Below are 20114 nucleotides of genomic sequence, written 5' to 3'. Positions count from 1 at the left end.
CGTTTCACCATTGATCGGTTCTGCCAAGGCCCGCTCCTCAGAACACCCGGCCGCGATCCGGACGCCGCAGCAAGTCCCCGGCAGGGCGGCGCGCACTTCGCCGAACCGAACCGTCCGGATAGCCCAGTCGCATGATCAACTGAGGTGGGGCCGGCAAGGACAGAGCGCCTGCCAGGCGAGCCCGGACGTCCAGGACGTGCAGCGGCTGGGACAACACCGACGCCGCCAAGCCCTCGTCGACCGCGGCGAGCCAGGCGTGCTCCATCGCCACACCGGCCGACACGTGCCCGGCACGGCTGTCCTCGGCGCAGAAGATCAGGAGCGTCTCCTGCGCCAGCCTGGACGCCAGTGTGCCGGTATCGGGGATCACGCTCGTCTCCCGCACCAGGCCGGCCCAGGGAAGACCTGCCTTCTCGTACCCCGGTGCCACCAAACCATCACCGACGCCGTCGGTACGCCAAGCCGAGGTCCATGCGGCGAGCTCCGCCTGGAGCCCGGCGTCGCCCTTGATCACTTTGGCGGCCGTTTCGAGAAGATCGGCGAACTCATCCGTGTCCTCGGGTCCGACCAGATGACAGAAGACCCCCTCGGGCATCGGATCGATGATCCGCGACAACGCCACTGGGGCCACCGGGAGCGGCGAGAAGGACCTGCGATGGCTTCGTCGCCGGGAGATCGCGGCGTAGGCGTGCAGCTCGTGGTCCGAAGGCTGTTCGCGGCCGGCCGCGGCCGCGATCGCGACGAGCGGGGCCTCACCGCCGGGGATCGTGACGTCGGCATGCCACCCGAGGACGCGGACGGCCAGGACGAGATTGGCGAGCGCGGCGCCGCAGGACAAGAGTCTGTCGGCGCCGCGTGGATCCTGTCGGGGCAGGGCGAGGTCCGCACGTTCGCTGAGCTCGGCCCGCCGCTCCGGCAGCGCCAGTGACCAGGGCTGGCTGTTGTGCACGGACGGCGCGCGGACCACTGCCCTGGCCAGGACCTCCACCTCGCCGGCGGACCACTCTCGTTCATTCGCGTCACGCATCGGCGGACTCCCCCTTCGCACGGAAGGCCTCGACCACGCTGGGCAAGGTCGGGTAAAGACGTCGCTCCTCGATGAGTTCGAGCAGACCCGCGGCGGCGAGGTCATCGCGGAGTTCCTGCTTGACCCGGGCCATCGCGAAGGTGATCCCGCGTCCTCGCAATTCCGTGAAGAGGCCGCGGAGCGCGTCGGCGGCGGTGATGTCGAGTTCGACGTTGGCCTCGGCGTTCAGGACGAACCACTCGACCGGCTCGTTCCCGTCGAGGGACTGGAGCGCGCGCCGCCGGAAGTCGTCCGCGTTGGCGAAACACAGAGGCGCGTCGTAGCGGTAGATGACCAGCCCCGGTTCGGTGGTCGACTCCGGATAGTCGTCGACGTCGTGCATACCCGGCACGCCGGGAACGAAGCCGAGGACGGCACCGTGCGGTCTCGCCAGCCTTCGCAGAAGGTCCAGAATGGACAATCCGACGGCGGCGAGGACTCCGTAAAGGACATCGAGTGCCAGGACGGCCACGCAGGTCGACGCCGCCAGCACGAACTCGCTGCGCCGGAAGCGGGCGATCCGCCTGAACTCGCCGACCTCGATCAGTTTGAGCGCGGCGAACACGACGATCCCTCCCAGCGCGGCCTTGGGGAACGCGGCCAGTACCGGGCCGGCGAAGAAGACCGTGGCGAGCACCGTCCCCAACGCGGTGATCGAGTACAGCTGTGTCCGGGCCCCCATCGCCATCGCCAGCGCGGTCCTGCTCCCGCTCGAACTGACCGGGAAGCCGTGCAGCAGGCCGGAGGTGACGTTCGACGCGGCGAGCGCGCGAAGCTCCCGGTCCGCGTCGACCCGATCCCCGTGCTTGCCCGCGAAGGCCCGCGCGGTCAGGACGTTGTCGGAGAACCCCACGATCGCGATGCCGACGGCGGGTAGCAACAGGTCGGGCAGATCCGAGCCGGAGACGGCGGGAACACCAGGTACGGGCAAGCCGGCATCGACCGCGCCCACCACTTCGATTCCGTGACCGGTCAGGGAGAACGTGGCGACCACGCCGGCGGCGAGCAGGATCGCGGCCAGCGGACCGGGAAACCGGGGTATCCATCGCTGAAGAACCAGCAGGGACACCAGCACCAGTGCACTCACCAGAAGCGTGGGCCAGTGCAACTTGCCGACGTTCTCCAGGAATGAGGCCAGTTCCGCGACGACACCGTCGCCGGTGACGGTGACTCCGGTCATCTTGCCCAGTTGGCCCACCATCATCAGGACCGCGATGCCGGCCATGTACCCGGTCAGCACGGGTTTGGACAGCAGATCCGCCAGGACACCGAGCTTCGCGAGTCCGCCGAGCAGGCACAGTCCGCCGACGAGCAGCGCGAGCGTCGCCGCCAGGACGCCGTAGCGCAGTGGATCCCCGGCCGCGAGCGGTCCCAAGGCCACGGCCGTCATCAGGGCCGTGGTCGACTCCGGCCCCACCGACAGGAGCTTCGACGAGCCCAGGAACGCGTAAACCGCGAGCGGGCCGATCGTCGCCCACAGCCCTGCCTCGGGCGGCAGCCCCGCCACCTCGGCGTAGGCCATCACCTGAGGGACCAGGTACGCCGCGACGGTGACCCCGGCCAGCAGATCGCTTCTCGACCACGACCTCCGATAGCGGCAGGATGACGGCTTCATCGGTGTCTCCTGGCCACGGCGCGATACAGCGAGGGCGGCAGGCCGGAAAGGAGCCTTCCTTCCTGCACGACCGAACTCGTCTCGTCGAGGAACCGCAGCACCGGTTCGGCCGAGGAACGATCGAACAACGCCGCGAAGATTCGTTCCAGCTGAGCCGGATCCCTGGTGATCACGTCGAGCAGCGCGGCGTCGAACACGCGGTACCGGTGCGGTGGCTTCGGCAGGTCGAAGGGATGTCCTCGAAGGGCGAGAGATCTCGCGATCGCCGCGCTGTCGGTTTGGATCCGCTCGAAGGCGTATCCGGTCGAGGCCTTGACCATTCCCGCCTTCGTGCCGATGGCGAGGACCGGACCTCGTCCACGGTCCACGGGGTGGGTGGACAAGGGCAGCGACCCGGATTCTTCCCGTCCGACGGTGCATTCCCGGAGGCCGAGAACCTCGGAGACGTATTCACCGAGCGCGTCTCTCTGTGCCTTCACCTCGGCCACGCCGCGAGTTCGGGCCGGCGCGAAGGAAGTGTGCTCCACCAATGCCTCCTGAGGACCTCGCGGAAGAACGTAGAGGAAGCTCGCCGCCCGGCGCTGCGAGGTGCGGAAGTCGAAGAACGTCGGGATCGCCGGGTCGAACGCCGGGGCGGCGGTGCGCACGTGCCAGCCGCGGAAGGTCAGCCAAGCGTCGGCCCTGGGCGGTTCGGGTCCGAGCACACTGTCGAACACCCAATCCGCGTACATCGCCTCGCCGTCCACAAGGACTTCCGCACCTTCGCCCGCCGGCCTGATCTCGCTAATCTGTCCACTGTGGAATGTAACTCCGCCATGCCTTGACGTCATTCGGGTGACCGCTGCGGCGAAGTCGTCACCCCGTACGAAGCGGTAGCGATAGGCGCCGAGATCGACGATCCGCTCGCGGCCGCCCGCGTGGACCCGGAATCGATCGAACGTGCGGGAAACGGCCGTGTCGAGCAGGCCTGGTCGGTCCGACCAGGAAGCCCAGCCGGCCTGTGCGATCGGCCGGCCGCCGTCGTCGTCGACGACGGTGATCGGCCCGAGCGGTTCCGTCCGGGCGGCGAGGTGTGCCGCGAGGCTGAGCCCGCTGAGCCCTCCGCCGGCGATGAGGATCCTCATCGATCGAGTCCACAGCTCCGCGAGGTACGCCCGATAGGGCCCAGTGGCGCGCCTGGGGTCCCGCGAATCCGGGACCTACGACACCGGCGTAGCCCGCCTCCAGGGCCTTAGCTTTGCGGCATGAGCCGTGAGGAACGGAAGGATCCGATCATCGACCGCCCCCTGCCGTCGGCCGGACCGATCGTGGTCGGCGTCGACGGATCCGCCGGTTCCAAGGCGGCCACCGTCTGGAGCGCGCAGGCCGCGGCGCGACACGGTGCGCCTCTGGTTCTCCTGCACGCGTTGGCGATTCCCGACTTCTACGCGGGCCCGATCGTCCCGCCGACCGAGGAACTCCTTCGCAAAGTACGCGTCCGCGGCGAATCCCTCGCACGCGAGATGACCGAGATCGCCGAACACGTCGCCGTGTCCGGGGTCGAAACCAGGATCTCCGACGACTCCCCCGCCCTCGCACTGCTCGAAGTCTCCCGTGAAGCCAGGATGATCGTCCTCGGCTCTACCGAGCACAACCGCCTCACAGCGTTGTTCGGAGGCTCGGTGACGACTCCTCTGGCGGCCCATGCGCGGTGCCCGGTCGTCTCGGTCCGCGGCCGCACCTGGGATCTGCCCGACGCTCGGAACCGGCCGGTCGTGGTCGGCGTCGACGGCGGTTCCACCAGCGACCTCGCCATCGCGGCCGCCTTCGCCGAAGCGAGCGCCCGCGACGCCGAACTGATCGCCGTCCACGCTTGGGGAGAGGTCGGCGGCTCGCGATCCTTCGGAGACTCCCTCGGCCACTACGAGTGGGAACTCGTCGCCGAGTCCGCGCGGACCATGGTGACCGGACAACTCGCGAAGTTCCGCGACAGCCATCCGGACGTCAAGGTCCAGCAGGTCGCCGTTCGCGACGACCCGCGCCAGGAACTGCTCCGCTGGAGCGTCAAGGCTCAGCTGATCATCGTCGGAAGCCGGGGACGGGGCGGATTTCGCGGCCTCCTCCTCGGTTCGACCGGACAGGCCCTGCTGCACCACGCCGCCTGCCCGGTCTTGATCGCCCGCACCGCGGCACCCGGAAAGTAGAGGAAGGGCCATGCGCACGACCGTTTCCCAAGTCATGACCGACAGTCCGATCGCGGTCACGCCGGACACGACCTACAAGCGGCTCGCCGGCCTGATGGCGCTGCATCGCATCAGCGCGATCCCCATCGTCGACGAGGCCGGTGTCCCGATCGGTGTCGTATCCGAGGCCGACCTTCTCGCACGGTTCCGTCGGCCCCGGGCCTCCTTCGTCTCCGGCCGCCACGCCAAGGACGAGGTCCGAAAGGCGACCGGGCTTCTCGCGAAGGACCTGATGACCGAACCGGTCCTGACCGTCGGCGGCGCGGAATCCGTCGAAGCGGCGGCGACCTTGCTCGCCCGCAAGGGCGTCCGGCGGCTGTTCGTCGTCGAAGACGGCAAGCTGACCGGAGTCGTCTCGCGGCGGGATCTGCTCTCGAACTTCCAACGTCCGGATGAGGAGATCCGCCACGACATCGAGCGCGACGTCCTCGCCGGCATCCTCTGGGTGGCACCGGGTCAGGCGTCCGTGACCGTCCAAGACGGCGTCGTCACCCTGCTCGGCAGGCTCGACAACCGCGGTGCCGTCGAACGAGCCGGTGCGCTCGTCGCGGACGTCGCCGGCGTGGTCGAGGTGCGGAACCGGCTCGACTTCGTCTGGGACGACGAAACGATCCGCCCCGCCGCGCTCGGCATCTGACGCTCGGCACACCGGCTTCGCCGCGGCGCATGACGATGGCCTCGCCGACCCGGGCCTTTCGACCCCAGAGCCGCGCACCACTCCGTAACAGACTGGATTCGACCATCAAGGCCGAATACGAGGAGAATTCCATGGCCACCACCGACAGCGGCCACCGCCACACCGTTCCCGCCGGCGACCTGAACGTCCACACTGGACAGAGCGCGGGCGCCAAGAGTCTCGCGGTGCTCCGGATCGCGACCGGGTTGTTGTTCCTGTGGGCTTTCGCCGACAAGACCTTCGGTTTCGGCTACGCGACCTCGTCCGGCAACGCCTGGATCAACGGCGGCTCGCCGACGAAGGGTTTCCTCAGCCGCGTCGACGTCGGACCGTTCGCCGAGACGCTGCGCTCCTGGGGCGGCACCTGGTGGGCGGACTGGCTGTTCATGGCCGGTCTGCTCGGCATCGGCATCGCCGTGACCCTGGGGATCGCCCTGCGGCTTTCCGCCATCGCCGGAACCGTGATGATGCTGCTGATGTGGGTGGCCGAGTGGCCGCTTTCCCGTACCACCGCCGCGGGCGAACCGACGATGTCGACCAACCCCGTCATCGACTACCACCTCGTCTACGCACTCGTCCTGATCGCGCTCGCCGCGACGGCGGCCGGGGCCACCTGGGGGCTGGGAAATCTCTGGTCCCGTATGCCTTTCGTCGACCACAACCGCTGGCTTCGCTGACACGACCGGACCCAAGTCCGTGAAGGCCTCCTTGAGGGACCCAGAGTCCCTCAAGGAGGCCTTCACGGACGTACGGTGCGGGAAGGTTCAGCACAGGGCCCGAAGGTAAGGATCGCTGTGCGGCCGACGTCGGACGAGCACCCGGGCCGCCCCCACCGCCGCGCCTTCGGAAGAGGCCAGCACCGGATCGAGGTCGACGTCCACGATCTCGGGCAACGACTCCACCATCCGGCCCACCCGGAGCAGAAGATCCCGCACCGCGGCCTTGTCGACAGAGCCTTCGCCGTCACCGAAGAGCAGGTGAGCCGACCGCAGACCGTCCATCAGGCCGTCCACACCGGCGGTCGTGAGCGGGCAGAGCGCGGTGACGCGATCGTCGAGCAGCGCCTCGTCCAGGCCGCCGAGACCGAGCACGATCACCGGGCCGAACGTCTCGTCGATCTGGGCGCGCACGATGAGTTCACGGTCACCGAACCGGCGTCCGGTGCTCCGGACGCCGAAGCAGCCGACGAAATCCTCACTGTCCTTTCGGGACAGCCAACCACCATCGGGATGGGCAACGAGGAACTCGTCGACGAGATGGGCTGCCGTCACCAGGTCGATGCCGTCCAGATCGGGAACCGCGCCTTCGACCGTCTTCAGCCATTGTGCGCGGGCAGCCAGCTTCGCCATGATCACCGCCGCCTCTTCGACGTCGCCATAGCAAGGTATACCCGCGTGCGCGGTCACGGATTCCAGCTGACCGAGACGTACGGCGAGAACAGGCTTCCCCTGTCCTGACGGTTCGAGCGCGGCGAGCGGATCTCCCACGCCGGTCGGCACGCCGGCGGCGATCACGGCGTCGACGGCGTCGTCCGCGAGCACGGCCGAAACGCAAGCGGCGAACGTCTCCGCGGTGACGGCGGCACTCGTGTCGACCGGATTCCCCACGGTCGCGTGCTCGGGGAGCAGGCGACGCAGTCCGGCCACGGTGTCCGTGCCCAGCTCAGCGGACACCAGACCGTGACGGGCACATGCTTCGGCGCCGAGTACCGCGGCGCCACCCGCGTTGCTCACCACGACGACCCGCCCACTCGCGGGGAGAGGCTGCCAGGACAGAGCCGCGAGGAGCCCGACCACTTCGGTCACGGAATCCACGACGAGCACCCCGGCCTGGCCGAACAACGCCAGCTTCGTGGCGGCCGGTACGGCTCGCGCCGACGTATGGGCGGCGGCGGCCCGCTGGGCGGCCGCCGTACCGGCACCACGAATGGCCACCACCGGTTTCTCCCGTGCGAGTGCCCGAGCCACTCTGCCGAACTTCTGTGGGTTGCCGAATGATTCCAGGTACAGCACGGCGATGTCGGTGTTCTCGTCCCGGCGCCACCAGCGCAGGAGGTCGTTTCCGCTGACGTCGTACTTGTCCCCGGTGGAGACCAGGGTGGACACACCGAGGCCCAGTGCGGACAACGAATCCAGCAGGGCTATGCCGAATCCGCCGGACTGGGTCACGACACCGATCCTGCCCCGCGGCGCCACTCCGTGCGCGAACGTCGTATCGAAACGCACCGAAGGCGCGGTGTTGGCCACGCCGAAGCAGTTCGGTCCGACCAGCCGTATTCCGTGACGCCGCACGCTCGCGCGAACCGTTTCGCCGAGTGGTGTGCCGGTCAGCCCGGCGGTGACGAGGACGATCGCTCGAACGCCGTGACGGCCGCAGGCTTCGACCACGCCGGGTACCGCTCCGGCTGGTACGCAGATGACGACGAGATCCACCGGCCCCGGCAGCGAGTCGATGTCCGGAACGGCGGGGACCCCCAGGATTTCCGTGGCGTTCGGGTTCACCACGTGCAGTTCGCCCGGGTAACCGGAACCGACGAGGTTGCGCAGGACCGCGCGCCCCACCGAATCCTCTCGGCGTCCCGCGCCCACCACGGCGACGGACGCGGGTTCCAAGATCGCCCGAAGGCTCGCCACGTCCGCGATCCGTTCCCGCTCCTCGATGCGCGCGAGATACCTCTCGGGTTCACCGAGTTCGATCTCGACGTCGCGTTCCGGACCGGTATGGCCGATGACGTAGGGCAGGCCGAGGTCGGTGAACACGCGGACCATGCGGCTGTTCTCCGCGAGCACCAGGGCGAGGAACCGGCGGATCCCCTTGCCGAGCGCCAGGGAGACGAGGTGCTCCAGCAGCAGGGTCCCGACGCCGTGCGCCTGGGAACCACCGTCGACGGTGAGCGCGACTTCCGCCGTGTCCCCCTCACCCCCGACGCGATAGTGGGCGACACCGAGCAACTCGTCACCGCGAAACGCCCCCAGGCCGGGACCTTCGATCACCAGACGCGTCAGATACTCCAGCCCGGCCGGATGGACCGTGAAGAACCGCAAGTAGCGGTCTCGCTCGTCGAGCCGCCGGTGCAGGTCCAGGACGGCGTCGAAATCGTCCTCACACAACAGGCGGACGGAGACCATGGCCCCGTCCGCCAGCAGTGCCGTGATCCCGGCTGTCACGTCGTGGCCGGCTTCCGGCCGGCCAGCACCACCGCGACGACGCCCGGCACGGTTCGGGCCAAGGCGTCCAGTACGCGGCGCTCCGCCTCGTCCCGGTACTCGCCGGAGATCCGGACGTAGCCACCGTCGACCTCTACCGTCCATTTCGGACGGTGACCGGCATAGTCGCTCAGCAGGTTGTGGACGTGGGCGGCGACGGTGTCGTCCGGCCGCACCAGAGGGCGGAGCAGGTCCCGCCTGCTGACGACCCCGACCAGCACCCCTTCCTCGACGACCGGCAGACAGCGGAGCCGGTCACCGAGCATTCGGCGGCCGATCTCCGCGACGTCGGTCTTCGGTGAGACGACCTCGACCGGGGTGGTCATCAACTCGCCGACCGAGATTCCGTTGCCACCGGCCCATGCCCGGCGCAGGGCGTCGAACTCGGTGAAGGTCCCCACGACCCGGCCTTCGGGGTCGACGACCGGAAGCCCGGCGAACCCCTTCTCGATCAGCAACGCGACCGCCTCACGGACAGGTGTGTCGGGTGTGGTCGCCACCGCCGGACTCGTCATGATCTCTGAAGCATGCATCGAAACTCCTTTCTCAGGCAGCGGTCCAGTCCTTGGCGACCCGCTGCCACTCCCGGGCCCAAGCGGCGCTACGCGCGCGGGCGAGCATCGCCCGCGCACCCAGATACAGGCCGGCCAGCACGGTCACGAACGCGAGCCAGATTCCAGTACCGACACCGATTCCCGTGCTCGTCGCGTCGGTGGGCGTCACGGGCGGATCGACCACCGACCCCGCGGAATCGAGCCAGATCCGCACTTCGTTGCCCGCTACCGCACCGGAGTCCACGGCGACCACGCCCTCCCGAATCGGCCCGCCCGGCACGGTCCAGTGGGCGTGCACATACGCCGTCTCCTCGATCGGTACTCCGTCGAGCCGGATCCGGACCGGTGGTGCGTCGGCCAGCAACCTCGCCGTCGTCTCATACCGGTCCACGGTCTGCTCGGCCGCCTTGAGCATCTGGCCGGCGTACACGTCCGATCCCACAGTGGCGGCGAACGGGATCGCCAGCAAGGCGGCCAGGACGGCTCCGATCGCGAACGCGGCTTCGCACCGGTCGGACCCGCGGGCCAGTGGATTCCGCCCGGGGCGGAGCCGCCGCCACATCATGGCGACGATTCCTGGCTGCTCTCGCATGACATCTCTCCTGGCTCAGGGCGTCCTCAGAGGATCGGACCCGGTTCGTAGGAAACGGAGTTCAGGAGCCGGCCCAGCCTGCTGCCCGGCTTCCGGGCGGGCGGTGGGATCACGACGACCGGGCAGGTCGCGTTGTGCAGGCACGCGTTGCACACGGAGCCCACGAGCAGTTCTCGCAGCTTCCCCGTTCCGTGGCTACCGAGAACGAGTAAGGAGGCATTCTTCGACTGCTCGACCAGGACGTCACCCGGGTCCCCGACGGGTACCTCGTAGCGGACCTGAAGTGCTTCGTGGCCTTCGAGCAGTTTCGAAGTCGCGGCTTCGAGAGCCTTCAGATGGACGTCTTTCGCCTCGGCGAGCGTACGGTTCGCCGAGGCGTCGTCCAGCATCGAGTCGTGGAACCACGCGTTGACCACCTGCAGCACGGCACCTTGCCGAGTCGCCTGCTCCGCCGCCCATCGAACGGCCGCGGCCGCACTCGCCGAACCGTCCATTCCGACGACGATCCGGTTCTCCGTGGTGTCGTCTGTCATGACGTGTATCCCTTCTCTGCCGTTGTTGTCTGGTGTTTCCGGACGATGACGACCAGTTGGGGAAGACCCGGGGCCCCGCCGAGACCGGCGAGTGAGTCACGGACTCCTGGCGCGTCGAAGGGCTCCGTCAGCGTGCAGCTGCGCAATCCGTATTCCGCGGCGGCGAGCCGCAACCGTTGCGCCACCGCCCCGGCACGGACAAGGAGGGGACGCGCTTCCGTTTCGCTGCCGACCACGAAGGCCGACCAGGTTCCGGCCCGGTCCTCGGTGTCGGGCGCCGCCTTGCGGCCGATCTGCCCGCCGACCTTGGGCAGGGCTCGCGCTGCGCACGGAGACAGTGAACCGACGTGCACTCCGCCCGAGGCGTTCTCCTCCGCGGCTCTCCGGCCCCACTCGGGCAACGACGACGGAAGGGGCTTCGACGCCCTGCCCGACATCGCGCCGAACCGGGCGAAATCACCGGCATCCGGGCGTGTCCGGGTCGTCGCCCGGATGCTCGCGACGCGATCGAGCGCGTGGACGTCGGCGGACAGATCCACCAGGGGTGACCAGCCCAGCACCCGGACGGTGACCTCGAGATGGGCGAGCGCGGCCCCGCAGGCGATCAACCGGGCACGGCCGCCACGATCGCGGAGCCAGTGCGTGTCGTGCGGCTTTTCGAAGAGATCCACCGCGTCGCCTTGCAGGGAAAGGATCCATTCGTCGCCGAGCCAACGCCGTGCCGCGAGCCTGGCCGCCCCGACGAGGATCCGCTTCTCCTCGGTCGACCAGACATGCGCGGGGACCGTGGTCCGCAGGGAGCCGTTCATCGTGATACCCGCCTCTCCCGGACGACCGCGTCGATCGATCGGCGCGGCGTCGGGACGCCGGGATAGCCGTATCCCAGCCGGAAAACGGTCTGCGGATGATCGGCACCTCCGAGCAGTGCCCGGAGTTCCCCGCGGGTGGACGGGATTTCCATCGGCTGGGAATAGAACGACGCGCTCATTCCGGCGCCGGTGGCGGCGAGCAGGACGCGTTGCATCGCCCGGCCCGCCCGGACCTGCGACAGAGATCCGTCACTCGGGGTCGTCAGGACCGCCACCAGCGGGTCCCGTTCGAAGACCCGGGTCTCTTCGCTGCCGATGAAATGCCGGACCGGAAGCAGACCGCCCGCGGACCGGGGCCCGCCCGCGAAGTCCGGGACACCGTCGTCCCCGCCATGCCCCTTGGCCCAGACGCGGAGCTCTGCCCGGAAGGCCTCGTCCTGGTTCTGTATGTGGTCGGCACGGCGGATGAGCCCCGCCACCGGCTCCAGCAGCCCGTGTTCGTCGAGCAGCACGAGGCCGGCTCCTTCCTCATGCGCCGCTTGGACCATCGCCGACCGCACCGCGGGCGGCACCGCCTGCTCGGTGAACGGGCGCCGGTTGCTGAAACGCCGTGGCACCGCGGCCACGAGCCTCCGCTCAGCCGGACTCGGCCGATGCCGGGGCCCCGGTTTCACCCTCGCGAGCAAGGAGGGCCGGTCACGCTCCGGTGCCAGTTCGACGTCCGCGACTCGTCCGGCCGCGGCTATGGCGAGCTCCATGTTGAACAACGCCGCCCCACAGGCCAGCCGGGCTTCTCGCCCGTCGGGATCGCAGACCTCCAGAATCCGCTCCTCGTCGAGGACCAGATCGACGACGTCCTGTGCCAGCTCGAAGATCCAAGGTTGCGAGTTGTGCGGTGAGGGCGCCCGAACGGCCGCTTCCAGCGCGGCCTTGATGACCGGTGACCGCGTGGCGACCATGGTGCGCTCCTTCTGTTCGTTGCCTCTCAGCCTGCTCCGCGAACGCCTGGGCCGGGAGTGCCGTGGGCCCCGGTGAGCCGGGACCTTCGGCACCGCTACCAGGTCGTCCATTTCGGGGCCGTCTCCCGCCATTCCTCTTGCCAGTGCGAGAACCTCTTTCGATCGAGCCCCAACCGGACCAGCCCGTAGAACAGCGAAGCGACCACGATCGCGGCGAGCCAGAGCCCGATGGCCGCGCCGATCCCCATCAAGCGAGCCTCAGGCACGGTCAACGGCGCGGCGACCGGATTGCCCGCGCCGTCGAGCCAGACGGGTACCGTCGCGCCCGCTCGCGTGCCCCGGGTCGCCGGGACTTCGCCGACTCGGACCTCTCCCCCGCGCGTGGACCAGGTGGCTTCGGCGGGAAGGGTGTCCCGCGTCAGGCCCGCACGTCCGCCCATGGCGAGCGGCGCCCCGTCCTCCAGCAACCTCGCCTCGGCGCGATACCGCTCACCCTGCTCCCCGGCGGCTCGCTCCGACTTCGCCGCGAAGACCGCCGAGCCGACGGCCGCGGCGAACGGCAAAGTGAGCAGCACGATGAGCGCGGCGACCAGCAGGGTGATCGCTTCGGCCCGATCTTCCCCGCGGGCGAGCGGATTACCCCCGATGTGAACGGTGCACCAGACTCGCGCCCACCGTGACGACGCATCCATGACCTCGACCTCCGACGCTGGCCCCAGCGGTTGATGTCGTCAGAGTCGCGCGTGTCCGTTCGCTTCGGACAGGGTCGACCGTCCCTCCCATGCGGGACCTCCAGCGGTGTCGCCGGGGCGCCGCCCGGCCGACACTCGGTCCATGCGAGTACGTGAGGTCATGACCACTCCTGTCGTCGCGGTGACACCCGCGGCGACGATCAGCGAGGCGATCGTCGTACTGACCGGCAAGGGAATCACCTCACTGCCGGTCGTCGACGACCTCGGCGAGCTCATCGGCCTGCTCTCCGAGGAGGACGTCATCCGCGCGGGCTACCAGCCCGATCCACGGCTGGACGGCGGGCCCGACGCCGGCGTTCACCTCGGTGCGCCCACCACCGTCCGGGACATCATGCGGGCGCCCGGTGTGGGCGCCCATCCGGACGCCGACCTCACCGATCTCACGGACAGAATGCTCGAACACCGGCTCAGGTCGGTCCCGGTGCTCGAACTCGGCCACGTGATCGGTGTCGTCACCTGGCAGGACCTTCTCCGCGCAAAGATCGACCTTCCGGCACAAAGGAACAAACCATGAACGCAAGCACGGAGAACGCGCGCCGCATCGTCGTCGGCGCCGACGGGTCACCCGGTGGCGAGGAAGCGATCAGCTGGGCCATCACCGAGGCGGCGGCCCGTGGTGACCGCGTCGAGGTCCTGCTCGTATTGCCGAGAGAGGAACTCCTGCCCGGTACCTCGTTCGCCCTCCAGCCACACGGCCGTGTACCCGTCAGGAACGGTTATTCGGTCAAGGAGGCCGCGGAACGGACACGTGCGAAGCTCGACGCGGACGTGCCGGTGGAAGCCTCGGTGCGGCAAGGAAATCCCTCCTCGGAACTCCTCGCGGCGGCCCACGGCGCCGACCTCCTGGTCCTGGGTTCCCCGTCCCGGAAGGGAATGGAACGGCTCGTGTTCGGCAGCGTCGCCACGGCCTGTATCAAGCACGCCACCTGCCCGATCGTGCTCGTCACACCCGAAGCCGTGCACCGGTTCAGCCCGAACGATTCCTGAGGGCGACGCGGAAAGGCCACGGACGACACGACTCGTCCGTGGCCTTTCCGTTCCTTGCCTTGGGGGCCGGCCGCATGGTCACTTCTTCTTTGCGCGGACCACCATGACCGGGCATTCGGCGTGATGTGCGAGCGCCTGACTGGTGGAGCCGAGCAACTGCCCGGTGAAGCCACCGTGACCACGGCTGCCGACCACGACGAGCTGTGCCTTCGCGCTCCATTCGAGCAAGGTGTGCCGCGGCCTGTCGCGGACGAGCACTCGCTGGACCTCGACGTCCGGATACTTTTCACTCCAGCCCGCCAGGCGCTGCGCCAGCAAGCGCTTTTCCTCGTCCTCGATGGATTCCCACTGCACGACGAGCCTGGACATGCCGAAAGCGTCGTCATAGGTGACGTCGCGCCACGCATGCACGGCCACCAGGCCGGTGTCGCGCCACGACGCCTCTTCGAAGGCGATCTCGACGGCACGCTCGCTCAACGGGCTTCCGTCGACGCCGACGACGACCGGCCCTTCCTGGGGGTGGTTCGCCGTTCCCTTCCTGCCGCGGATGACGACCACCGGGCAATGCGCGTGCGAGACCACCGCCGATGCGGTCGAGCCGATCGTCATCTCGCCGAAGAAGCCACGCCCGGTACCGCCGACCACGACCATCGTCGCCTTCTTCGAGACATCGATGAGGAACGGCACGGGCGAGTCGGCCGGCATGACGGTATCCACGGTCACTTCCGGCGCGACGGCACGTACCTGCTCGACGGCCTCGTCGATGATCCGCTCACCTTCGCCTGCCAGCACGTCGAACCACGGCGCCGGTCCCGCCAGGCCGCCTCCATAGGAGAGTTGCTCGGCTCGCAGCGCGTGCACGATCAGCAGCCCGAGCCCGCGCTGATCCGCGATCGTCGCGGCCCACCGGGCCGCTTCCCGTCCGGGTTCGGTCCCGTCCACCCCGACGACGATCTTCAGTCCTGTCGTGCTCATCGTTCGTCCTCCTGGTAGATCACTTTGGCTTCCACGACACCCGGAACGGCCTCGGCCAGCAGCTTCGCCACATGCCGATCGGGTCGCCGTCGTATCAGTCGGCTATCCGGACCGCGCCGTCATCGACCTCGACGCTCCAGCGCCCGGGGCGGACCGTCGGTCCCGGCGATCACCGCGCCCTCAGCCACGCCCGGCATGTCCACTCCCCTTCGTCGCTTTCAGCTGCGCGGCGATCTCGGCGGCCCAGTCCCGGACCGCCGTCCAATCCCGGTAATCGCCGTCCTTGACGCGCAGTGCCGCGACCATCGCCCGCTCGGGCAACCGGAGTCGGCTCCGATCGATCCGGCCCGAAAAGACACGATGCCCGCGCGCCCCGGACAGCGTCACCAGTCCGGTGACGTCGACCGAATCCTCGGCGGGCTTCGGCGGCTCCCCCACCGGACCACTCGAGAACAACCACACGTCCTTCTGCCGCAAGCCTTCGTGCTGCCGCTCGACCAGACCGGCCGCCCCGTCGAGCCAATGCCCCATGTACACGGCACTGCCCAGCAGTACCGCGTCGTAGTCGTCGACCGAGGCGACGTTCTCGGCGAAAAGCACCTCCACGACGGCCCGGGCACCCAGTTCCGATCGGAGACATCGGCCGATCTCGTCGGCGATGTCCCGCGTCGCGCCATGGCGACTCGCCACCGCCACGAGGATCTTCATCTTCGCCCTCCCGTCTGGTCGCTTCCAGCTTCGACCAGCGCGGGAGCGCACGGGAGGGCCCGAAGTCCCGTCGCCCCGGACCGAGGGTCCCGCGACGCGCCCAGACGAACAAGCCGACAGATGCGGAGGGATCACGACCGCCGTGCCGCCCCTGTCGGCCCGACCGGCGGAGCGTCGACGGGCGCCTGATCCCTCAAAGAGAGCAGATGCCAGCCAATGACGACTCTGTTTCACGGTAACGCCACTGCCACCATCCGAAGGACGCTTTGCATTCGCTCCTCAGCCGAGCCCCGTCGCGCCCGACGTTCTCGCGCACCCCGGTTCCGCTGCCCGAGCGCTCATCCCGAACGTTGGTGTTGTCCGCGACGACCTACGCCACCCGATAAAGGTGTCGATCGGCAGACCAGAACCGGCTTTGCTACGTTGCGTAACGTGTTCAATTCATCACGAATCGCAACCGTTCTTCTCATGGTCGCCGGCGCGGCCGCCGTCACGGCGGGCTCCGCGTCGGCCGACGACGACGTCCAGCAGTTCACCGAGGGCGGCATTCAGGCGGCCAACAATTTCGACCACGCGACCTGCATCTGCCCCGTGCCTCTCACCGGCGGCCAGCAGATCGCCGTCGTTCCAGTGCTCAGCAACTACAAGGGCACGCACCAGAACAACCTGTCCAACGGCAATCTGGTGCACGTCGACGGCAGCGTCGTCGACAGGCTCGTTCAAAACTGAGGCCACTCCGCAGACCCACTCCCCCGAGGGCCTGGCGTGTTCGTGACGCCAGGCCCTCGTTCAGGGTCCTGCCGCAAGCTTCACGTATCCGGCCGCCCTGTCCGACGAAGTGGGCCAAGGGCGGTCACAGAGTTCGTCCGGCAAGTCCTGGATCGGTCAAAGCAGATCCAAGGCGCGGAGGACGAAGAAGCCGGCGACGCCTACGACGAGAATGCCGATCACGACGAGCGCCAAGACCGCGGGCTTGCGCGAAGGTATCGGCTGAGGATGGGACAGCCCCGAGGTCTGCCCTGCGTCCGGCGGGGTGTCGCCGGGCGAAACGGAACCGCCAGGCTCCAACCCGGGTGCGTCCTGTGGCTCGGGTCCGGGTGTGGTCATGCCGTCCACGGTGACAGACCCGCCGCGTCCCGGCAGCGTGGCAGGGACCGGCGCTCTTTCTTCGCCCGCGGCGCGGGCTGAGTCGTGCACTCAAGACCGTCTCGAACCGAGGTCGCGGAGCACGGCTCGGGCTGTCCGGCCGCCGGACGCGAGAGCACCTTGCAGCGAACTGGTGTCCCGATGGTCGCCGCAGACGTAAAGCCCTTCACCGAAATGGATCTCGCGGCGGAGGTCGTGCGGTGCCGGCATCACAGGGAGCGCGTCGGGGATCTCGTAGCGCCCGACCAGTGGCCACCGGGACGCGTCCGTGCGGTACATCCGGCTCAGCTCTCGCCGCACTTCCTGTTCCTCGAGCGGTATCAGGGCCGAGGCGCTGACGAGCGCGGCGTCGTCCGGGGCGTAGGTGGGACACACCTCGCTGAGCACGGCGGTGTTGAGGATCGGTCCGCCGTGGGCGTCGATCATGATGACCGGTTCCGCCAAAGGTGACCGCGGCGGCGCGAAGTACCACGTCGTGACGCTGTTCCACCGTGGTTCCGGAACAGCGGGGACCAGGCGCGCGGCGGCGGATCCGTCCGTGGCGACGATGACCGCGCGGGCGTTCCAGACGTCGCCGCCGGCGGTACGCACCCGGCCACTGTCGACCCCCTCGACCACCGTGCCGGTCCGAACGGCGTCGACGGGCAGCCGCCGAGCCAGCTGTCTCGGCAGGTCTCCCATCCCGAGCGCGGGCAACGACGGCGCGGACCGGAGGAAGCTTCGCCACACGAGCCGGAAGAAGCGCGAAGAGGTACTCAAGCCGGATTCCAGGAAAACCCCGGCGAGAAACGGGCGGAGCACGGTTTCCACCGCTCGGTCCGACAGACCGGCCCGGTGAAGTTCGTCGGCTGTCGTGCCGTCGGCGCTCTGGACGATCGACCAGACCGGACCGCCCGCGACCCGCGCCGTGAATGCCCCGAGAGCGGCGAGGTCCTTGGCCGACAGGTAACGCCGTGCCGCGACGTCGCGTAACGCTTTGGGCGCGTCGAGGGGATTTCCGAGCAGGCTGAGACGATCGCCGTCGGACACCCGGACCGCACGCCAGAACTTCCCCAGCCGCAGCGCGTCGACATCCACCAGACGCCGAATGGCGGGATAGGCGGGGTTGAGGATCTGAAAACCGCGATCCAGCCGAAAACCGTCGACGAGGTCGGTGCGCACCCTGCCACCGACCTCGTCCCCCGCTTCGAGGACGACACAGGCGATCCCGGCGCGGTGCAGGTGCAGTCCGGCGGAAAGGCCGGCGAGCCCGGCACCGACGACCACGACGCCGGTTTCATACGAGGCCATCGGCGACACTTCCGGTTCGCAAGGCGTAACGCCGTTCGGCGTAGGCGAGGTCGTCCCGCCACAGACGTGCGGACGCACGGCGCATCAGGGGCCGCAGGACCGGTGCGATCCGGGCGGCCTTGGCGAACCCTGGCCGCCCGGACGTGGCTATCGTCGCCTCGATCACAGCGGTACGAGGGAGGCCGTCGGGACCCTTCCCGAGCGGGGTGGCATGGGTTTCGACCACGCTGCCCGCCCCCTCGCCGTCGACGATGGTCATCAGCACCGTGCGGGGTTCGGGACAGGTGAACTCGGCGATCACCGGCACGCCCAGTTTCCCGGCGAGCCGGAAGGTCACTTCGACCACGAACTTGTCGTCGGCGTCGGTGACGTCGTTCCCTTGTGGCGCCGACAGAACCCGCAGCCGCGTGAACGAGTACGGATGGAACCAGGCGCCGTGCCAAGGATCGAGCCGGTTGGCGACGATGTCCACCGGTTCGCAGGTCCCGGTCAGGGTCGCGACCGCGTCGACCGTGACGTCGCCTCGCGGGCGCTCCGGCACGATCGGCCGCTCTGTGGGGCTTTCGCCGCCGAGACCGTCGAGGCGGACCCAGGCGAGCACGCCGTCGTCGTAGGACGGCAACCGCGACCAGCCCGGCCGCTCGGGCCCGACCCGCATTCCGTGCCATCGGCAGACCAACTCTCCACAGTGGACACGAGCCTGGTCCAGCGGGGCGCCGAGGTGAGGGCAGGCGCCGGGGCCGATGACCAGATCACCGTCCGCTTGACGCCAGGCCACCAGTTCCCGGCCGCCCACCCGCGTTCCCAGCGGCTGGTCCTCGCCGATCTCCCGGCTGGCCGCGACGACGAACCAGTTACCGGCGGGCCGGACGTCGGCGCGTTTGACGGCGGCGTCGATCAGCGCGGGGCTGCATTCGCGGTAGGTCGGCTCCTGCCGTGCCCAAGCCGGTTCACGGAACGGCTGGACCGGCCATTTCGCCGGCCAGCGCTCGACCACCTGACGCCTGAGATCCACCGGAAATCCTTCCGCTCCGCGTTGCCTGCACAGTCATCCTCAGGTACTTGGAGCGTTCCCGCAACGGTTTGGGGCGCGATTCAGATCTTGAGGCGCGCGGCGGCGAGGTCCAGCGCGGCGGCCAGATCGTTGACCCAGGGGGCGCCATGGACGTTGAGTCCCTCCCAGCCGGGACCGGCGACGACGACCTCGACCCCACCGCGCTGAAGACGTCGGCACAGCAGGTCGTCGACGGTGGTGGCGGACATCGACCACAGCACGACCAGCACCGGATCCAATTTGGACGCCAGACCGGCCAAGGTCTCCGCGGGCACCATCTGCCCCAGGTAGACGGCGGGGATACCGACCTCCGCCAACGACGCGCGGAGAACCTCGACCGGCAGGCTGTGCCGCTCGTCCGGGCAGCAGGCGATCAGCACTCCACGCTCGGACGGCGCGGAGGCGAACCGGGCGACATAGCGGTGGAGTGCCAGGGAAATCTCGCTGGTGAGCACCCACTCCGACTCGAAGCACACGTCACCCCGGACCCAACGGCCACCGAGGCCGCGCAGGATCGGCAGGAGCACGTCGACCCACGTCGCCGCCGCGCCGATCGAGTCGAGGGTCTCGTCCAGCAAGGCCGCGACGGAGGCGAACTCGAGGTCTTCCGCCGCCTGCTCGAGTTCGTCGGCCAGCCTGTCGGCGGGCACACCGGGAGCCGTCTCGTCGGGGCCGGCGAACGCCGCCGCGGCCGCCTCCCTGGCGCGCATCCCGCGGTCGATCAATCGCCGCATATGCTGCAGCCGACGGACATCCGCGTCCGAGTAGCGGCGATGACGTCCGCCGGCCCGCAAGGTGGGCCCGATGTCGTAGCGCGCGGCCCAGGTCCGGAGCGTGACCGGCGAGACGCCCAGCACTTCGGCGACCTTGCCGGGCGTCCACGAACCGCCGGCCGGGGCGCCGCCCCGGCCGCTCATCTCGTCGACATCCATCCAGTACCACATTTCCGGCGTAGTGCCGCGCTCACGCG

22 protein-coding genes are annotated in these 20114 nt (G+C 69.1%); 6 read left to right on the top strand and 16 right to left on the bottom strand.

What is annotated here, in order from left to right; all coding sequences use genetic code 11:
• Positions 1 to 37: 37 nt before the first annotated feature.
• The 3 genes from H5J31_RS15090 to H5J31_RS15080 are packed head-to-tail and all read right to left on the bottom strand — an operon-like array spanning position 38 to position 3805.
• Complete coding sequence (locus H5J31_RS15090; protein ID WP_181773188.1) at positions 38 to 1027, bottom strand: nitroreductase family protein; 990 nt, start codon at positions 1025 to 1027, stop codon at positions 38 to 40.
• Positions 1020 to 2681: a SulP family inorganic anion transporter gene (locus H5J31_RS15085; RefSeq protein WP_181773187.1), complete on the bottom strand. Its 1662-nt coding sequence runs from the start codon at positions 2679 to 2681 to the stop codon at positions 1020 to 1022. The genes H5J31_RS15090 and H5J31_RS15085 overlap by 8 nt, the downstream gene beginning before the upstream one ends.
• Positions 2678 to 3805 carry a lycopene cyclase family protein gene (locus H5J31_RS15080; protein ID WP_181773186.1) on the bottom strand — a complete coding sequence of 376 codons (1128 nt, stop codon included), beginning with the start codon at positions 3803 to 3805 and terminating at the stop codon, positions 2678 to 2680. Before H5J31_RS15080 ends, H5J31_RS15085 begins: the two co-directional genes overlap by 4 nt.
• 120 nt (positions 3806 to 3925) lie before the next feature.
• Here H5J31_RS15080 and H5J31_RS15075 point away from each other — a divergent pair, with 120 nt between their 5' ends.
• The 3 genes from H5J31_RS15075 to H5J31_RS15065 all read left to right on the top strand — a co-directional run bounded on the left by H5J31_RS15075 (position 3926) and on the right by H5J31_RS15065 (position 6256).
• Positions 3926 to 4864, top strand: coding sequence for a universal stress protein (locus tag H5J31_RS15075; RefSeq protein WP_181773185.1), 939 nt, complete (start codon positions 3926 to 3928; stop codon positions 4862 to 4864).
• A 34-nt stretch (positions 4865 to 4898) separates the two neighbouring features.
• A complete protein-coding gene (locus H5J31_RS15070; RefSeq protein WP_236005084.1) occupies positions 4899 to 5540 on the top strand; it encodes a CBS domain-containing protein in 642 nt (213 codons plus the stop codon).
• A gap of 131 nt (positions 5541 to 5671) precedes the next feature.
• Positions 5672 to 6256, top strand: a complete 585-nt coding sequence (locus H5J31_RS15065) for a DoxX family membrane protein (RefSeq protein ID WP_181773183.1) — start codon at positions 5672 to 5674, stop codon at positions 6254 to 6256.
• Positions 6257 to 6343: 87 nt separating this feature from the next.
• Here H5J31_RS15065 and H5J31_RS15060 read toward each other — a convergent pair whose 3' ends face one another.
• The 7 genes from H5J31_RS15060 to H5J31_RS15030 form a co-directional block, all read right to left on the bottom strand.
• Positions 6344 to 8746 (bottom strand): bifunctional acetate--CoA ligase family protein/GNAT family N-acetyltransferase, encoded by a 2403-nt coding sequence (locus tag H5J31_RS15060; RefSeq protein WP_181773182.1) that lies wholly within the window; start codon positions 8744 to 8746, stop codon positions 6344 to 6346.
• Positions 8743 to 9318 (bottom strand): CBS domain-containing protein, encoded by a 576-nt coding sequence (locus tag H5J31_RS15055; protein ID WP_181773181.1) that lies wholly within the window; start codon positions 9316 to 9318, stop codon positions 8743 to 8745. Before H5J31_RS15055 ends, H5J31_RS15060 begins: the two co-directional genes overlap by 4 nt.
• A 13-nt stretch (positions 9319 to 9331) precedes the next feature.
• Positions 9332 to 9931 (bottom strand): Rv1733c family protein, encoded by a 600-nt coding sequence (locus H5J31_RS15050; RefSeq protein ID WP_236005083.1) that lies wholly within the window; start codon positions 9929 to 9931, stop codon positions 9332 to 9334.
• A 26-nt stretch (positions 9932 to 9957) separates the two neighbouring features.
• Positions 9958 to 10464: a universal stress protein gene (locus tag H5J31_RS15045; protein ID WP_181773180.1), complete on the bottom strand. Its 507-nt coding sequence runs from the start codon at positions 10462 to 10464 to the stop codon at positions 9958 to 9960.
• A complete protein-coding gene (locus H5J31_RS15040) occupies positions 10461 to 11273 on the bottom strand; it encodes a hypothetical protein (protein ID WP_181773179.1) in 813 nt (270 codons plus the stop codon). Before H5J31_RS15040 ends, H5J31_RS15045 begins: the two co-directional genes overlap by 4 nt.
• Positions 11270 to 12232: an Acg family FMN-binding oxidoreductase gene (locus H5J31_RS15035; RefSeq protein WP_181773178.1), complete on the bottom strand. Its 963-nt coding sequence runs from the start codon at positions 12230 to 12232 to the stop codon at positions 11270 to 11272. Before H5J31_RS15035 ends, H5J31_RS15040 begins: the two co-directional genes overlap by 4 nt.
• Before the next feature lie 95 nt (positions 12233 to 12327).
• Positions 12328 to 12924 (bottom strand): Rv1733c family protein, encoded by a 597-nt coding sequence (locus tag H5J31_RS15030; RefSeq protein WP_181773177.1) that lies wholly within the window; start codon positions 12922 to 12924, stop codon positions 12328 to 12330.
• A 142-nt stretch (positions 12925 to 13066) separates the two neighbouring features.
• Here H5J31_RS15030 and H5J31_RS15025 point away from each other — a divergent pair, with 142 nt between their 5' ends.
• Both H5J31_RS15025 and H5J31_RS15020 read left to right on the top strand, forming a co-directional pair.
• A complete protein-coding gene (locus H5J31_RS15025) occupies positions 13067 to 13498 on the top strand; it encodes a CBS domain-containing protein (protein WP_236005082.1) in 432 nt (143 codons plus the stop codon).
• On the top strand, positions 13495 to 13971 hold the full coding sequence (locus H5J31_RS15020) for a universal stress protein (RefSeq protein ID WP_181773176.1): 477 nt from the start codon (positions 13495 to 13497) through the stop codon (positions 13969 to 13971). Before H5J31_RS15025 ends, H5J31_RS15020 begins: the two co-directional genes overlap by 4 nt.
• A gap of 78 nt (positions 13972 to 14049) precedes the next feature.
• Here H5J31_RS15020 and H5J31_RS15015 read toward each other — a convergent pair whose 3' ends face one another.
• Entirely contained in the window at positions 14050 to 14946 is an 897-nt protein-coding gene (locus H5J31_RS15015; protein ID WP_181773175.1) for a universal stress protein, read from the bottom strand.
• A 180-nt stretch (positions 14947 to 15126) separates the two neighbouring features.
• Positions 15127 to 15654, bottom strand: a complete 528-nt coding sequence (locus H5J31_RS15010) for a flavodoxin domain-containing protein (protein WP_181773174.1) — start codon at positions 15652 to 15654, stop codon at positions 15127 to 15129.
• A 468-nt stretch (positions 15655 to 16122) separates the two neighbouring features.
• On the opposite strand from H5J31_RS15010, the gene H5J31_RS15005 reads away from it, so the two are divergent.
• Entirely contained in the window at positions 16123 to 16383 is a 261-nt protein-coding gene (locus tag H5J31_RS15005; RefSeq protein WP_207898075.1) for a hypothetical protein, read from the top strand.
• A gap of 156 nt (positions 16384 to 16539) precedes the next feature.
• On the opposite strand, the gene H5J31_RS15000 is transcribed toward H5J31_RS15005, so the two are convergent.
• From H5J31_RS15000 to H5J31_RS14985, 4 genes are all read right to left on the bottom strand, one after another.
• On the bottom strand, positions 16540 to 16761 hold the full coding sequence (locus H5J31_RS15000; RefSeq protein ID WP_181773173.1) for a DUF6480 family protein: 222 nt from the start codon (positions 16759 to 16761) through the stop codon (positions 16540 to 16542).
• A gap of 90 nt (positions 16762 to 16851) precedes the next feature.
• Positions 16852 to 18090: a protoporphyrinogen/coproporphyrinogen oxidase gene (locus tag H5J31_RS14995; protein WP_181773172.1), complete on the bottom strand. Its 1239-nt coding sequence runs from the start codon at positions 18088 to 18090 to the stop codon at positions 16852 to 16854.
• A complete protein-coding gene (locus tag H5J31_RS14990; RefSeq protein ID WP_181773171.1) occupies positions 18077 to 19105 on the bottom strand; it encodes a DUF5914 domain-containing protein in 1029 nt (342 codons plus the stop codon). The genes H5J31_RS14995 and H5J31_RS14990 overlap by 14 nt, the downstream gene beginning before the upstream one ends.
• 80 nt (positions 19106 to 19185) lie before the next feature.
• The gene (locus H5J31_RS14985) at positions 19186 to 20076 is read right to left on the bottom strand and encodes a MerR family transcriptional regulator (RefSeq protein ID WP_181773170.1); all 891 of its coding nucleotides are present in this window, start codon (positions 20074 to 20076) and stop codon (positions 19186 to 19188) included.
• Positions 20077 to 20114: the final 38 nt, after the last annotated feature.

This window comes from Amycolatopsis pittospori (genome assembly GCF_013870525.1).
GTDB classification, from domain to species: domain Bacteria; phylum Actinomycetota; class Actinomycetes; order Mycobacteriales; family Pseudonocardiaceae; genus Amycolatopsis; species Amycolatopsis pittospori.
The sequence above is the reverse complement of the archived record's forward strand: the minus strand, read 5'-3'. Positions and strand labels throughout refer to the sequence as shown.

Coding starts and splice junctions, on each gene's coding strand:
- H5J31_RS15040 (WP_181773179.1), bottom strand. CDS start 11,273: ATGAACGGCTCCCTGCGGACCACGGTCCCCGCGCATGTCTGGTCGACC.
- H5J31_RS15000 (WP_181773173.1), bottom strand. CDS start 16,761: ATGACCACACCCGGACCCGAGCCACAGGACGCACCCGGGTTGGAGCCT.
- H5J31_RS15025 (WP_236005082.1), top strand. CDS start 13,067: ATGCGAGTACGTGAGGTCATGACCACTCCTGTCGTCGCGGTGACACCC.
- H5J31_RS15015 (WP_181773175.1), bottom strand. CDS start 14,946: ATGAGCACGACAGGACTGAAGATCGTCGTCGGGGTGGACGGGACCGAA.
- H5J31_RS14985 (WP_181773170.1), bottom strand. CDS start 20,076: ATGGATGTCGACGAGATGAGCGGCCGGGGCGGCGCCCCGGCCGGCGGT.
- H5J31_RS15090 (WP_181773188.1), bottom strand. CDS start 1,027: ATGCGTGACGCGAATGAACGAGAGTGGTCCGCCGGCGAGGTGGAGGTC.
- H5J31_RS15035 (WP_181773178.1), bottom strand. CDS start 12,232: ATGGTCGCCACGCGGTCACCGGTCATCAAGGCCGCGCTGGAAGCGGCC.
- H5J31_RS15070 (WP_236005084.1), top strand. CDS start 4,899: ATGACCGACAGTCCGATCGCGGTCACGCCGGACACGACCTACAAGCGG.
- H5J31_RS15005 (WP_207898075.1), top strand. CDS start 16,123: ATGGTCGCCGGCGCGGCCGCCGTCACGGCGGGCTCCGCGTCGGCCGAC.
- H5J31_RS15020 (WP_181773176.1), top strand. CDS start 13,495: ATGAACGCAAGCACGGAGAACGCGCGCCGCATCGTCGTCGGCGCCGAC.
- H5J31_RS15080 (WP_181773186.1), bottom strand. CDS start 3,805: ATGAGGATCCTCATCGCCGGCGGAGGGCTCAGCGGGCTCAGCCTCGCG.
- H5J31_RS15055 (WP_181773181.1), bottom strand. CDS start 9,318: ATGCATGCTTCAGAGATCATGACGAGTCCGGCGGTGGCGACCACACCC.
- H5J31_RS15050 (WP_236005083.1), bottom strand. CDS start 9,931: ATGCGAGAGCAGCCAGGAATCGTCGCCATGATGTGGCGGCGGCTCCGC.
- H5J31_RS15085 (WP_181773187.1), bottom strand. CDS start 2,681: ATGAAGCCGTCATCCTGCCGCTATCGGAGGTCGTGGTCGAGAAGCGAT.
- H5J31_RS15065 (WP_181773183.1), top strand. CDS start 5,672: ATGGCCACCACCGACAGCGGCCACCGCCACACCGTTCCCGCCGGCGAC.
- H5J31_RS15075 (WP_181773185.1), top strand. CDS start 3,926: ATGAGCCGTGAGGAACGGAAGGATCCGATCATCGACCGCCCCCTGCCG.
- H5J31_RS15010 (WP_181773174.1), bottom strand. CDS start 15,654: ATGAAGATCCTCGTGGCGGTGGCGAGTCGCCATGGCGCGACGCGGGAC.
- H5J31_RS15045 (WP_181773180.1), bottom strand. CDS start 10,464: ATGACAGACGACACCACGGAGAACCGGATCGTCGTCGGAATGGACGGT.
- H5J31_RS14995 (WP_181773172.1), bottom strand. CDS start 18,090: ATGGCCTCGTATGAAACCGGCGTCGTGGTCGTCGGTGCCGGGCTCGCC.
- H5J31_RS15030 (WP_181773177.1), bottom strand. CDS start 12,924: ATGGATGCGTCGTCACGGTGGGCGCGAGTCTGGTGCACCGTTCACATC.